Source organism: Chryseobacterium populi (assembly GCF_000282115.1).
GTDB classification, from domain to species: domain Bacteria; phylum Bacteroidota; class Bacteroidia; order Flavobacteriales; family Weeksellaceae; genus Chryseobacterium; species Chryseobacterium populi.
Map to the genome: position 1 here is coordinate 1 of NZ_AKJY01000065.1, position 13,635 is coordinate 13,635.

16 protein-coding genes are annotated in these 13,635 nt (G+C 34.1%); 4 read left to right on the forward strand and 12 right to left on the reverse strand.

Annotated elements, in window-relative coordinates:
* The 4 genes from PMI13_RS14970 to PMI13_RS14990 form a co-directional block, all read right to left on the reverse strand.
* A partial coding sequence (locus PMI13_RS14970) for a hypothetical protein (RefSeq protein WP_007845158.1) occupies positions 1-789 on the reverse strand: 789 nt, incomplete at its 3' end.
* Between the two features lie 203 nt (positions 790-992).
* Positions 993-1,958 carry a grasp-with-spasm system ATP-grasp peptide maturase gene (gwsG, locus tag PMI13_RS20725; protein ID WP_007845161.1) on the reverse strand — a complete coding sequence of 322 codons (966 nt, stop codon included), beginning with the start codon at positions 1,956-1,958 and terminating at the stop codon, positions 993-995.
* A gap of 8 nt (positions 1,959-1,966) precedes the next feature.
* The gene (locus tag PMI13_RS14985) at positions 1,967-2,560 is read right to left on the reverse strand and encodes a DUF6624 domain-containing protein (RefSeq protein WP_007845163.1); all 594 of its coding nucleotides are present in this window, start codon (positions 2,558-2,560) and stop codon (positions 1,967-1,969) included.
* A 124-nt stretch (positions 2,561-2,684) separates the two neighbouring features.
* Positions 2,685-2,882 (reverse strand): hypothetical protein, encoded by a 198-nt coding sequence (locus PMI13_RS14990; RefSeq protein WP_007845169.1) that lies wholly within the window; start codon positions 2,880-2,882, stop codon positions 2,685-2,687.
* 144 nt (positions 2,883-3,026) lie between these two features.
* Here PMI13_RS14990 and PMI13_RS14995 point away from each other — a divergent pair, with 144 nt between their 5' ends.
* Positions 3,027-3,389, forward strand: a complete 363-nt coding sequence (locus PMI13_RS14995; RefSeq protein WP_007845170.1) for a helix-turn-helix transcriptional regulator — start codon at positions 3,027-3,029, stop codon at positions 3,387-3,389.
* Positions 3,390-3,494: 105 nt separating this feature from the next.
* Here the strand turns inward: PMI13_RS14995 and rny are convergent, their stop codons facing one another.
* The 6 genes from rny to PMI13_RS15025 all read right to left on the reverse strand — a co-directional run bounded on the left by rny (position 3,495) and on the right by PMI13_RS15025 (position 8,096).
* On the reverse strand, positions 3,495-5,063 hold the full coding sequence (rny, locus tag PMI13_RS15000) for a ribonuclease Y (RefSeq protein ID WP_007845172.1): 1,569 nt from the start codon (positions 5,061-5,063) through the stop codon (positions 3,495-3,497).
* A 221-nt stretch (positions 5,064-5,284) separates the two neighbouring features.
* Entirely contained in the window at positions 5,285-5,572 is a 288-nt protein-coding gene (locus PMI13_RS15005) for a cell division protein ZapA (RefSeq protein WP_007845174.1), read from the reverse strand.
* Positions 5,572-5,874 (reverse strand): hypothetical protein, encoded by a 303-nt coding sequence (locus PMI13_RS15010; protein ID WP_007845176.1) that lies wholly within the window; start codon positions 5,872-5,874, stop codon positions 5,572-5,574. The genes PMI13_RS15005 and PMI13_RS15010 overlap by 1 nt, the downstream gene beginning before the upstream one ends.
* Before the next feature lie 138 nt (positions 5,875-6,012).
* The gene (gene porT, locus PMI13_RS15015) at positions 6,013-6,795 is read right to left on the reverse strand and encodes a type IX secretion/gliding motility protein PorT/SprT (RefSeq protein WP_007845177.1); all 783 of its coding nucleotides are present in this window, start codon (positions 6,793-6,795) and stop codon (positions 6,013-6,015) included.
* A gap of 3 nt (positions 6,796-6,798) precedes the next feature.
* A complete protein-coding gene (ubiE, locus tag PMI13_RS15020) occupies positions 6,799-7,530 on the reverse strand; it encodes a bifunctional demethylmenaquinone methyltransferase/2-methoxy-6-polyprenyl-1,4-benzoquinol methylase UbiE (protein ID WP_007845178.1) in 732 nt (243 codons plus the stop codon).
* Positions 7,527-8,096, reverse strand: a complete 570-nt coding sequence (locus PMI13_RS15025; protein WP_007845180.1) for a hypothetical protein — start codon at positions 8,094-8,096, stop codon at positions 7,527-7,529. The genes ubiE and PMI13_RS15025 overlap by 4 nt, the downstream gene beginning before the upstream one ends.
* A gap of 100 nt (positions 8,097-8,196) precedes the next feature.
* Between PMI13_RS15025 and PMI13_RS15030 the strand changes: the two genes are divergently transcribed.
* From PMI13_RS15030 to PMI13_RS15040, 3 genes are all read left to right on the forward strand, one after another.
* Positions 8,197-9,264 (forward strand): 3-oxoacyl-ACP synthase III family protein, encoded by a 1,068-nt coding sequence (locus PMI13_RS15030; protein WP_007845181.1) that lies wholly within the window; start codon positions 8,197-8,199, stop codon positions 9,262-9,264.
* A 69-nt stretch (positions 9,265-9,333) separates the two neighbouring features.
* Entirely contained in the window at positions 9,334-10,539 is a 1,206-nt protein-coding gene (locus PMI13_RS15035) for a metallophosphoesterase (RefSeq protein WP_007845183.1), read from the forward strand.
* A 250-nt stretch (positions 10,540-10,789) separates the two neighbouring features.
* Entirely contained in the window at positions 10,790-11,743 is a 954-nt protein-coding gene (locus tag PMI13_RS15040; RefSeq protein WP_007845184.1) for an FAD-dependent oxidoreductase, read from the forward strand.
* A 42-nt stretch (positions 11,744-11,785) separates the two neighbouring features.
* On the opposite strand, the gene PMI13_RS15045 is transcribed toward PMI13_RS15040, so the two are convergent.
* Positions 11,786-12,538 carry a polysaccharide deacetylase family protein gene (locus PMI13_RS15045; protein WP_007845186.1) on the reverse strand — a complete coding sequence of 251 codons (753 nt, stop codon included), beginning with the start codon at positions 12,536-12,538 and terminating at the stop codon, positions 11,786-11,788.
* 84 nt (positions 12,539-12,622) lie between these two features.
* Positions 12,623-13,588, reverse strand: coding sequence for an NAD-dependent epimerase/dehydratase family protein (locus tag PMI13_RS15050; protein WP_007845187.1), 966 nt, complete (start codon positions 13,586-13,588; stop codon positions 12,623-12,625).
* Positions 13,589-13,635: the final 47 nt, after the last annotated feature.

A 13,635-nucleotide genomic window follows, 5' to 3' on the forward strand; every position in this document is an offset into this window, starting at 1 on the left:
ATCAATTAGAGAATATTTTATATTTATCAACTGTTTGAAAAAGGGTAAGTCTTCAACATTATGATGTTGAGCTTCAGTAAAAAATTCCATATTGATAATAAAATTTTCTTTTTTTATATTATCAGTGGTTGAACTGTTAATAGTCCTTGATGTAAAAATTAATTTATTGTCTATGTAATATTTTGAATTTTTATATAAATTTTTAGTTAAGATTTCATCTTCAACACTATGAATTACAAATGTTTTAATTCTATTTTCAATATCATCAAGATAAATTAAATAATTCTCTTCATATAGCGATTCAGGAAGGAAAATTTCAACATTCCTGATTCTTGATTTTCGTGTTGCATCCAATATGCTGGATAATATATTATTAACATTTGGATTATTAATTCTTATTTGAATACTAGAACAAGCTAAGGAACTTAATTCTTTTATTGCAGAATTAAAGTCATATTTACAATCTTCATGAATTTCTAAGATTGCACTGTTAACTTTAAACGGGGAATACCATTCCAAATTAAGCTCCGGAAAATTTTCAACATTATCTAAGAAGGAACCGTAATCAATATCTTCCAAATAATTAAAATAGTGGTCTATACCCTCGTTCAAATTATTATTGAAAAAATTTTTTATTCCACTTACTGTATGAGTACGTGTTTTTTTAAGAATTTCAAGTAGTAGATTAGGTACATTTATATGTTCAGTATTTTGTAGATCTACAATTATACTTTCTTCATTTCCCTTTACAGGAATACAATTGGAGTATAAGTTAAAAAATCTATTCATTAGAGAATAATTATTGGCTTTTAATTATAAAAAATGTCATATATCGTAGTCTGGTGAAAATTACTGTGAGCGGAATAATGTAAATTAAAACGTTTTACTTCTTCTTTAGTATAGTAAACATTTCTTATTAAATGATAATTTATAGGGAGTAATTTATAGCTTTCTTCTTTAAAAAGAGAAACAAATTCTTTTTTTTCCATTATTTAATGTATTAAGTATTCGGCGATTTTTTTATGCAGGTGATAATTACAGGCTCCTGTTACAAATCCAAATTGCCCCACTGGATTAACTTCTAAAAAAACGTATCTATCCTTTGTTTTTACGATATCTAAAGAACCACAATTTAGATTTAATTTTTCCATCAAAATACGTATTTGATCTTCAATAACAGAAGGTAACTTGAATGTAACGCGTCTGTTCATGCTATCCCTATTATATCTCCTAAAATCTACACTGGTTTGTTTATTTTTTTGAGAAAACATTGCCATTGAAAATATATCTCCACCTAAATAGAAACTGCGTATTTCGTATTCTTTTTCCAATTTTTCCTGAAAGTGCCCGATAAAAAAATAATCTGGCAAATTATTAATAAAGCTTAATTCTATTTTTTCTGTGTAGGTTGCGTAAGTAGAATGAGTCTCATTTATATCACAAAGCAGCATATCATGCATTTTGGAGATTATTTCCCCATGGCAATCATTATAAAAATCTATTAGCTTAGATTTACTGTTTGTCAAAATAGATTTAGGAATATCTATCCCGATATTTTTTGCCATTCTTAAAACCTGAAATTTATTAACTTCGTATCTTAGGGAACCTCCCAAAATATTTTTTGCTTTGTATTTGTTTGCCAAATCATGAGCGTTAATATTTTCAATTTCTTTATTGGCAGAATGCATTAACAATGCTTCTAATTTTTTATTATCTATTTTTCCCGTTAATAAGTCTTGGGGAATGGTTCTGATGGGAAAAGGTCTTCTTCCAGGTCTTCTATACCAAATAGCTTTTACATCAATACTTTCACTTATATCAATAAAATACTCATCCTGTGTTGGTATTTGAAAATAATCTGTATTGATTCTTTTTACTTCTCCTTTATATAGAACAGAAAGCCAGTCCATCACAAGATTTGTGGTAATATCATTGTCTTCTGTATAAATAACTATCATTTTATAATCTATCTTATTTTTTGTGTGTTCTCTACACTGTTTGAGGAATCTATCATTCTAATATACTTTTCAATAGGATATAGATCCATAGACTTTCTTCTGGAATTTACATTTGCAGAATCAATAAGATTTTCTATAAAGGCAGTCCCATTTTCTTTTATTGAATATTGGGTTCCGTAGATCTGTTTTCTTTTATTTAATAATTCAACTCTATCAATCAAGTAGGCTGCTTGTCCTTTTTCAGCATTGCCTTTATTCGCGGCTTCTTTCAACATGGGCAGATATTTTTCCATTGTTGATAATTTATCGGCATGCTGAATGGCTATAAACAAAGCAAGATTTGCATCTTTTCCAATTTTATCTTTTCCCAACCACCCTAAACTATCAATAATCTTTGTTACAATTTTAATATTTTTTCTATCAAGCTTTCCTTGTTCCTTCCACCAATCTGTGGTAGCTTGCTGTCTGTACTTCTGATCATCTTCCAAAACCTTTTCCAAAGTTTTTCTTACTTTGAAGTAAGAGTCTGTTTTTTCTTCTTTTTTACATCCAAAGAAACAAAGGGCAAAAATTAATAATATGTAATGAAATTTTGTATACATTTTTTGTAAAATAGTGTTATATTATAATTTTTAATAATACAAAAAATAACAAACTTTGTCGAAGCTTTGAGCCTTGACAAAGTTGTTTCATAAATTTTCGTTAAATGAATAATTTCTGTTAATATTACAATGTACCATCATAATAATAGTCTGGAGGAGTTACATCGTTATCGTGATTACCACTAGATGTTAGGCCAGTTTGGACATCTATAGGAGATGTAGGTATACGTTTCCCTCCCGAAATTTTGTCAAGTTTAATTCTTTCAATTTTTGAATTTTGAAACTTGCTAAATAGCTCATCTTTTTTTTGTGAATTTTTCATAATAATTTAATTTAAATCATTTTGTGTCTTATTGACATTTCAAATATATCAAGCATTGTTGAAATAAGATCAAGGTTTTTATGTGAATTTTATGTGAATTTCAGCCCATAAAATAATATATTTGCAATACCAAAAAACATAATTATGATCAAAAATAAGCTGATAAAAGCACGTAAGGAAAAATACACACAGGAAAGCATGGCTAAAATATTACATATGACACAGTCTCAATACCAAAGAAGAGAAAAAGGAGAAATTAAAATCTCAGAGGAAGAATGGGAACGTATGGCAAAAGCATTGGATACCACAGTGGAAGATATTAAAGAAGATGACTCTATAATGCATCAGGTTAATAACTATGATAATCAATCTGGTAATTATTCTGCAAGTAATAATTATTTCTATAGCATCCCAGAATTTATTCTTGAAAATCAACAGGATTATATCAATCTTCTGAAAAAGCAAATAGAAGAATTACAAGAAGAAATTAGAAGTCTAAAATCCTAAGATTGAATTGAATATATTCTTTGACACTCTATTCTTTCATTCAATATTGCATAAAAAACCTTTCAATCTCTTGAAAGGTTTTTATATAATATCTTATTTCAATTATTATCTTGCGATATTCACAGCTCTCGTTTCTCTGATCACGGTTACTTTTACCTGTCCCGGATACGTCAGTTCATTCTGAATTTTTTCAGAAATATCATAGGACAATTGAGAAGCTACTTCATCATTCACCTTGCCGCTTTCTACCATCACTCTCAGTTCTCTACCTGCCTGGATCGCATAAGCACTTGATACGCCGTCAAAACTTAGCGCAGCAGATTCCAGGTCTTTCAATCTCTGGATATATGATTCCAGTACCTGACGTCTTGCGCCCGGTCTTGCTCCTGAAATAGCATCGGCAACCTGGATAATCGGTGATAATAAAGACGTCATTTCAACTTCGTCGTGGTGAGCTCCGATCGCATTGATCACTTCTGCATTTTCTCCATATTTTTCAGCCCACTGCATTCCCAATAATGCGTGCGGAAGTTCTGATTCCTGTTCAGGAACTTTACCGATATCGTGTAATAAACCTGCTCTTTTAGCCAGTTTTACATTCAATCCTAGTTCCGCTGCCATGGTTGCTGCAATATTGGCAACCTCTCTTGAGTGTTGTAACAGGTTTTGTCCGTAAGAAGAACGGTATTTCATTCTACCGACGATCTTGATTAATTCCGGGTGTAATCCATGAATCCCAAGGTCTATAATTGTTCTCTTTCCTACTTCAATGATCTCCTCTTCAATTTGCTTTCTTGTTTTTTCTACAACTTCTTCGATTCTTGCAGGGTGGATTCTTCCATCTGTAACCAATCTGTGAAGTGACAATCTTGCGATCTCTCTTCTTACCGGGTCAAAACATGAAAGAAGAATCGCCTCCGGAGTATCATCAACGATAATCTCTACTCCTGTTACGGCTTCCAAAGCACGGATATTTCTACCTTCTCTACCAATGATCCTACCTTTTACTTCATCAGATTCAATATTGAAAACAGATACTGAGTTTTCAATAGCCTGCTCGGTTCCTATTCTCTGAATGGTTTGGATGACGATTTTTCTGGCTTCATTTTTAGCATTCATCTGAGCTTCTTCCATTATTCCCTGAACATGGGCCTGGGCTCTTGTTTTAGCTTCAGCTTTCATCGATTCTACCAATTCTGCCTTGGCTTCATCAGCAGTATAATTGGATATTTTTTCAAGGATTTCAACTTTTTTAGCTGTAATTGAATCCAGTTCCTGTTGTTTTCGCTCTAAAATTTCAGTTTTCTTAGCGTAATCTGCAATCTGCTTATCCAGGTCTTTTTCAAGTTTTCCTGTTTTGCTGAGCTCATCATTCAGCTTGTGTTCCTTATCCTTTGTTCTTTTTTCTACTTCCTGCATTTTCTTTTCACGAGACTGAATATCTGCATCATGCTGAGATTTCAATTCGAGAAATTTTTCTTTAGCCTGAAGATTCTTTTCTTTTTTTATGGATTCGGCTTGTACGTTAGCTTTTTCTATAAGGTTTTCGGCATTTTTCTTTGCATCATTTATAATAAATTTTGCCTTTGTATTCAGTGAGCTTTTAGAGAAAAAGATCCCTATAACCGCACCAATCACCAAGCAAATAACGCCGACTATAATGGCTGTTGTCATATATATTGAGTTTTAATTGTCTTCATATTCAAATAAAAAAGCCCACAACAATTCAAAGATTGAGAGTAAACTCCTAATCAACACGATTTGAACTGATTTCCACTGTCTGTAATCCGGAGAACCGGCACGCCATTCGATGGACATTTGTTCGGTAATTGTTTAGCGTTGAGTTTACCTTTAATGTGTTAGAATTATTGTAGGCAGTCTGACGGGAAAAAAATCTATTTCCCAATTTCATTCAACGACTGATTAATTTTGGTTAATCTTTCGTTGGTAGAATGTATTGTTTTATCGTAGTTAAGAGATACCACTTCGGCATTGGTTCCCAGTTTCAGGGCACACATGGCCAATGCATCCTGCTTATCTCTTACATCGAAATTTTGTTCAAAATCTTTAATCATATTCTCAATCTGCTTCCCTACTTTACGCAAAGTTTCTTCCTCTGCTGCCGGTACGTTCAGCGGATATACTCTTCCTGCAATGTTGATGGTTATTCTCCTTACCTCCATTATAATCCACTGTTTTGAAGCTGAGCAATACAGAAATCAATTTCTTTTACCAATCTGTTGATATGGTTTTTCATTAATCTATTGTGTTCAGGATTTCCTGATATTGCTGAATAAAGCTTTATATTTTTTTGTTCTTCTGCTAATACCTGATTTTTTTTTCTCTCCTCATCGTATTTCTTCTTCAGTTCTTCATGCTCTGTATTCAATTCCGAAAACCTTTCCGTAAGATTTTGATGGTTTTTATGTAAATTCAAAATCTTTTTTTCCAGTTCTGAAAGATTGTTTTCTAAATCTTGAAGCATTTCAGGTTTATATATTCTAACTATTAGCAAAAATAAAAAAATAATAACATTAAACAAATATAAAACCCTCTATATTTTGATTTGGTTAACAAAAAAGGAGATGCCCAGCATCTCCTTTCTATATTTTAAGTCTATTTTTTACTCAAATTTCAATACAAACATGACTGCTCTCGTTTGCAACGTAGACATTGCTGCAGACCAGTATGGCGGTGTATTGGGATTATCTGCCACTACTTCGTTATTCATAATGAATGTTCCTCTGATGGCAGGAGTCAGCTTAAATTTATTAAAATAAAACTGAATCCCCATTTCTGCAGACCATGCAAAGTTATGGGTAGTAGATCTGAAAACCTGCTGTAGGTTATCGTCTGTAGAATCAGAGTTTGACTGTAAATTCACAATATAGTTTACCCCTGCCGCAACATATGGCCTTGAATTGTACCATCTGTGCCCGTGCAGTTCTAATAATACGGGAACATCAACCAAAGTAGATTTCACTTGTCTCACTCTGTCTGTTTCCGTTAAAGGAATCGGAATAAACGGAGGATTCGTTAAAGTACCTCCTGCATACTGATCATTGGACTGGGTATTGAAAGTAAGTTCCCTTTGAGCAAATTGTAAGCCTGGTTCAACTCGTAAATCCAAATAGTCATTCAGTCTCCATTTCCCGATCAATCCGGCTCCGAAGCTGTAACTTGCTTTAGATGTAACAAGATTCTTATTCCCATCTATACCGTATCTTGGGTTGAGTACTATACGGTAGTCTAGTTTGTTACCATTCAGATAAAAACCCCAACTGAACACCTGTTGGTCAAAGTCTTCCAACTTATCCATTCTGTTTCGGGTTCTGAATTGCGCGTCTGCAAAAACTGCAATGTTTACTGAGGCTAAAACCAGTGCTTTTAATAAAAATTTATTCATAGGTTACTTTGTTGCTTTATAAATTGTGGCTATACCTAAACTTAGTTTTTTATATTCAACTTTTTTAAATCCTGTATCTAAAAGAATTTGTCTCATCTTTTCCCCGAAAGGAAAAGCATTTACAGAATCCGGAAGGTAGGTATATGCCCTATTATCTTTAGAAACCAGTCTGCCGATGGCAGGTAATATATTTTTAAAATAAAACATATACAATGGCCCTAAGAACCCCTCAACCTTTGAAAACTCCAGTATATAAACACTCTTGTTATCTTTAACTACCCTTCTTAACTCTGATAAACCTTTTGTAAGATTTTCAAAATTCCTTACTCCAAATGCAACGGAAACAGCATCAAATCTATTGTCCTCGAAAGGTAAATTTTCTGCATCTCCTTTTTGCATGGAAATTTTGCCGTCTAAAATAAGTTTTTTTATTTTAATAACGCCAACATTTAACATTTGTTGCGATAAATCTAAACCAATTACTTTTGCACCGGTTCCTTTTTCAATCGTGATTGCCAGATCTCCCGTTCCTGTAGCCACATCCAGCACTTCCTGCGGGCTATCATTTTTCATCCATTTCACCAGCTTATTTCTCCATAAAACATCAATTTTCATGGATAAAACACGATTTAAAAGATCATATTTCGGTGCAATATTGTCGAACATATCCTCTACCTGGCTCTTTTTTGTAGCCTCAGAATTGTAGGGCGTTACTTGGTTGATATCTTTTGTCAAAACTTGTAATATTCTTTATAATAGTTAAGGTAATCTTGTTTTCTGAAGATCTTTGATCTGAATTCTACCTGCTGAACATTTTTGATCAGTTTATCATAATCTTCATCTACATTATAGTAAAAATCTTCTGTATAAAGCTTATTGGAGTGCTTAGCTCCTCCAAAATACTCTTTTCCGTCTATTACGGTCTTATCAAGCGCCAAAAGTAATGAATCTTTTTTAAGATTGTATCCATAGTACTGACGATTAATATAATAATCCTGATGAGCGATGTTTAAAAGTCCACGGATTTTATTTACCTCAAATGCTGAATCATACAGCATTTTTTTATTCTGATCAAAAACTTTTATAGAATTTTTGCCCATCGTTAAATCAACATGCACCGTTTGCCCCGCTGAAATAATTCCCTCGGAACCATTATTAATCTTATAATAATACGTATTGGGAGTAGGATTGTCTACGATGTAATAATTTTTTTTGGATAAAAAAAGGAAATAAACCCCGAAGGCAATGATAAACGCTGCAACAGCAATAAGTAGGCCTTTTAAGGATGGATTGTTTTTCATAGACTGTAAAGTACAATTTTTGCAAATTTAATAATATTTTTAATTCTTCGTTATTAAGATTAATTATTAACTTTGCGTTTTTAAAAAATCATATAAACGAATGCCGAATACGATCATTATTGGTTCTGGATCTTATATTCCTAATAGAGTTATTGGTAGAGACTTTTTTCTGAATTCTGAGTTTTATACGGATGAAGGAGAGAAGATAGAAAAACCTGCTGAAGAAATTATTGCAAAGTTTGTAGAAATTACAGAGATAGAAAACAGGAGGTTTATTGAAGAAGAACTTTCCAACTCACAAATCGGTTATGAAGCCGCTAAAATTGCTATTGAAGATGCAAAGATAGATGCTGAGGAGCTTGATTATATTATTTATGCAAGTAATTTCGGAGAGGTTACGGTTGACGGATATGTCAATTTTATGCCTAATATGGCTGCCAGAGTTAAAAATAAACTAGGGATCACAAACAGGAAATGTATCACTTATGATATGATTTTCGGATGCCCGGGATGGGTTGAAGCTATGATTCTTGCTGATAACTTAATCAAAGCCCATGTGGCCAAAAAAATTCTTGTCATCGGTGGGGAAACGCTAAGCCGTGTAACCGATCCGCATGACAGAAACAGGATGATTTTTGCAGACGGCGCCGGTGCTGTAGTGGTACAGGCTACCGATGATGAAAATGTAGGAATCATTTCTAAGAACACCATCTGTGACAATGGCCCGGAATTGTGCTATCTTGAAAATGGCCCTTCCATCAACAAAGATGCAGACCAGAAACGTTTATTTGTAAGAATGCAGGGAAGAAAAATTTATGAATATGCTTTAAAGAATGTTCCTGTAGCCATCAAAGAAACTATTGATAATGCAGGCCTTTCCATCGGGGATATTGATAAAATTTTAATCCATCAGGCTAATGCTAAAATGGATTATGCAATGATTGAAAGACTTCATAAACTTTATGAAGTGAAAGACTATGATCATTCGATCTCTCCTATGACGATCCAGGAGTTCGGAAATTCGTCTGTAGCAACGATTCCTACCATGTATGATTTAATAATTAAAGGAAAAATGCAGGGTCAATCGTTTAAAGGAAAAGGTAGTATTGTAATGACTTCGGTAGGTGCCGGAATGAACATCAACGCTATCGTTTACAGATTTCCTTAAAATAATATAATTATAAAAAAATATAAAAGCACAAAGGAAATCTTCTTTGTGCTTTTTTAAAACCTGATTATGCAAAGAAATTTTTTAATTATTGCCGCTGTTTTCCTGTTTTTAGAAATCTACATCTACCAGGCAATAAGAACGTTGACAGATAATCTCTGGATAAGAATCGGTTATTGGGTCGTTTCTTTGGTCATTTATGGATTCTTTACTTATGAAGTCCTGCATTTTAACAGAGCCGACAAAAGTATGGTAAGGGCCCAGATCATGATTTCCTTATTTTTGGTTTTCATTCTACCTAAAGTGTTCATCGTTCTATTTCTGCTCATTGATGATATTTTCAGGACCGGAGGATACCTGATCGGGTTAACACGGCCAACGGATCATTTTTTCCCTGAAAGAAGAAAGTTTCTAAGCTTAATGGGATTAGGTCTCGGAGGTGTTCTTTCTGCTTTATTTATCGACGGAATCACATTCGGGAAATACCGTCATAAAATAAGAAAGGTTAAAGTAAATTTCACTCATCTTCCCAAAAGTTTTAAAGGATATAAAATCATACAGATCTCTGATGTTCACAGCGGAAGTTTCTCAGATCCAAGTAAATTGGAACATGCCATTCACATGATTAATGAACAGAACCCGGACCTGGTTTTATTCACCGGAGATATGGTCAATAATGTAGCCGATGAATTCAAGCCGTTTATTCCTTTATTTTCTAAAATTAAAGCCAAAGACGGTAAGCTTGCAGTATTGGGAAATCACGATTATGGCGATTATGTTGCCTGGGAATCACCGGATGCCAAGAAAAAGAATCTTGAAACCCTTGTCGAATATGAAAGACAGGCAGGATTTGACATGTTGAGAAATGAAAACAGGACCATTGAGAAAAATGGTGAGAAATTGTATATCCTGGGAGTAGAAAACTGGGGATTAAAACCTTTTCCACAATTCGGAGACCTTGATAAGGCGCTTGAAAACGTCCCGGAATCTGCTGCAAAAATTTTAATGAGCCATGACCCTACCCATTTCGATGAAATAGTAAAAAAACACCCGGGTAATGTTTATTTAACACTTTCGGGACATACTCATGGTATGCAGTTTGGCCTCGATTTGAAAAATGTAAAATGGTCACCGGTTCAGTACCGTTATCCAAAGTGGGCTGATCTTTATGAGAGTGAGGGAAAATTCCTTTATGTAAACAGGGGGTTCGGGGTTATCGGTTATCCGGGAAGAGTGGGTGTATTGCCGGAAATTACACTCTTCGAGTTAAGCTAAAAAAGATATTGTTTTCTAAAGCTTAGTTTTTAAACATACTCGGACAAGTCAAAGATTTTCTTAGTTGAATCTCTGACTTGTCTTTTTTGCATGAAAAAGGTAAGGTCATCCAAAAGTTTCAGGAATTTTTTATAAAATATTACGTAATATGTATGGGTAAATGACACCCCCTATTCTAAAGGAGCTATGCTTCGCAAGGATTCCGGGAAAAGTTATAAAAGGAAATATTGTAAAAAAACATGAATGAAAAATGAGACAAATAACAGTTGTCGGATGCGGCATTATCGGCCTTACAAGCGCTATAGTCTTACAGGAGAAAAATTGGAAAGTACGATTATTGGCCAGAGAACGATTCGAAAATACTTTATCAGACAAAGTAGGCGCCATATGGTTTCCTTTTGCCATACAACCCGTGGAAGAAGCAAGTCGGTGGGGAAATAAATCATACCAGCGTTATTCCAAAGAACTGTTTCCGGGTAACGGAGTTTCATTTATTCCTTTTACCATAGCGTATAATGCCTCCAGCAATACCTTATGGACACAAAAATTGCCAAAAGGAGCTCTTTTGAGGGACGCTACCGATCAAGAATTACCAATCGGAGCAGAAGCTGCCTATGTAGCCACTGTTCCACTTGCTGAACCTCACTTATATTTGCCACACCTTTTTGAACGGTTTATAGCTAATGGAGGTACGTTTGAACAGATTGAGATCAGCTCTTTAAAACAATTAAGCGAGTTGGATGCTTTAATAGTGAATTGCACGGGACTGGGTGCAAAATTTATATGTATGGACCACGAACTTGTGCCTATGCGCGGACAGATATTAAGAACTGAATGGCTGAACGTACAATCATGTGTGAATTCTACACAAAACGGAGCTTTGAGCTATATCATCAGGCGAAGTACCGACTGTATTATTGGAGGTACCGATTATCTCAATGACTGGAATATGAATATAGAAAGCAATGATACAAATTTAATTTTATCCCGTTTCCATGCAACCGGATTGTTCCACAAAAGGCCTGAAATTTTAGAAGAAGTGGTAGGTTTGCGGCCTAATCGCAGCCAGGTTCGTTTTACATTTGACAGCCAGTACCCACATGTTTTCCATAATTACGGACATGGGGGTTCAGGTTTCACTGTAGCCTGGGGATGCGCCTTAGAATTAGCCGAAATAATTTCCAAAGATTACTCCCCGGAGTAAATTTACAGAAGGTTTTCGCTCTCTTGTCTCTTAATCCGCTGCCTAAAAAATATAATCTTTCATCCTGGAAGTAGCAAGCTCTTTCTCATTGATAAAACTAAGCAGGATATCTAATTTGTCTTCCATTTTTCTGCCGGAGAACAGACTTCTGTAAAATGGAATTTCAAAGGGATATTTCTTAAAATCCGTAAACTGCCAGGAATTAAGATAGATGAGGACAAAATCATCATTTTTCAGTGTTTCAAACACCATATTCTGATAATAACTCATCGGCAATATCTGAAATACAAAATCATTGTATGGCAACTGGCTATAAGGAGAAATACTTTCCGGTACAATGCTTAAACCATCTTCCTCAATAATCTCTGTATTTCTTTTTAAACGCTTAAAAGGAAAAAGAATATTGGCATTATCAATATTGGAAACATAATTAAACTCCAATAATTTTAAATTATCCTGAGGTAGTTTATGATCTTTCTGCCGGATCCCGCGGATTTGTTTTTCCAGAAAATTCTGTACATTTTTTTTAATATCTTCAATTTCCTGAAGGCTGGAGTTTTTATTATAAAAAGCAATTTCATGTCCACGACCCGAAATTGCTTTTATAAGATGATGAAGTTTTTCGATGATAGAAATCTCTACAAAAAAACTTGCTTTTATATCATGAATATCTAAAATTCTAAGAATCGCTTTTGTATTATCTTCTGTAATTTTCAATCTTTTTTCATCAGAAATCTGAGCATCATTTTTAGGCTTCGCATCAATATTTACGATGTTAAAAGTTAGCAATATCATTTAAATTAAATTTTAGATAAAAATTATAATATATTAATTATCAAATGTTAAATAACATTATATTTAAAGTAAAATTTAGATATATTAATTTTTACCTAATTTCACTTTAAGATTCTTGATCATGTCTTCTGACATTTCAGAAATTCCAAAATCATAGGAAAGTCCCCAGTCTTTTTTCGCTACCGAATCATCAATTGAGGCAGGCCATGAATCTGCAATTGCCTGTCTGAAATCCGGCTTATAATCGATCTCAAATTCAGGAATTTCTTTCTTAATTTCTGCAGCCAATTCTTTTGGAGTGAAAGACATTCCTCCTAAATTATATGAAGAGCGAACCGTTAAACTTTCTTTTGGGGCATCCATTAATTTTAAAGTTGCATTGATTGCATCATCCATATACAACATCGGCATTCCTGTATTTTCAGAAATGAAGCTTGTATATTTTCCTTCCTCGATTGCTTCATAGAAAATTTCCACAGCATAATCTGTTGTCCCGCCTCCCGCCGGAGTTTTCCATGAAATCAATCCCGGATACCTGATGCTTCTTACATCTACTCCATATTTATCAAAATAATATTCGCACCATTTTTCACCGGCCATTTTAGAAATTCCATATACGGTTGTAGGATTTAAAACCACATCCTGCCCTACATTCTCTTTTGGAATTCCTTTTCCGAAAACAGCAATTGAACTGGGCCAGAAGATTTTTTTAAGAAGTCCTTCTTTAGCCATTTCACAAAAATGAAGAAGAGGTTCCAGATTAAGTTTCCATGCAAAAACAGGCTGCTTTTCTGAAGTTCCCGACAATAATGAAGCTAAATGATAAACAGTAGTAATATCATAATCTTTAATTACCTGTCTTACCAGCTGGGTATTCGTCACATCCATCCTTTCATAATGTCCGGCAGAAGTGATTCCTTTCTGCCATCTGTCTAATCCAGAAGCAACAACGTTATCAGCTCCGTGAATTTCAACCAATCTGTTTGTAAGCTCGGTACCGATTTGGCCCAGGGCACCCGTAATGAGTATTTTTTCCGTATAGGATTCCATTTTTAGATTTTTTTTAGAATGCTACAAAAGTAAAAAAATCATGTTAA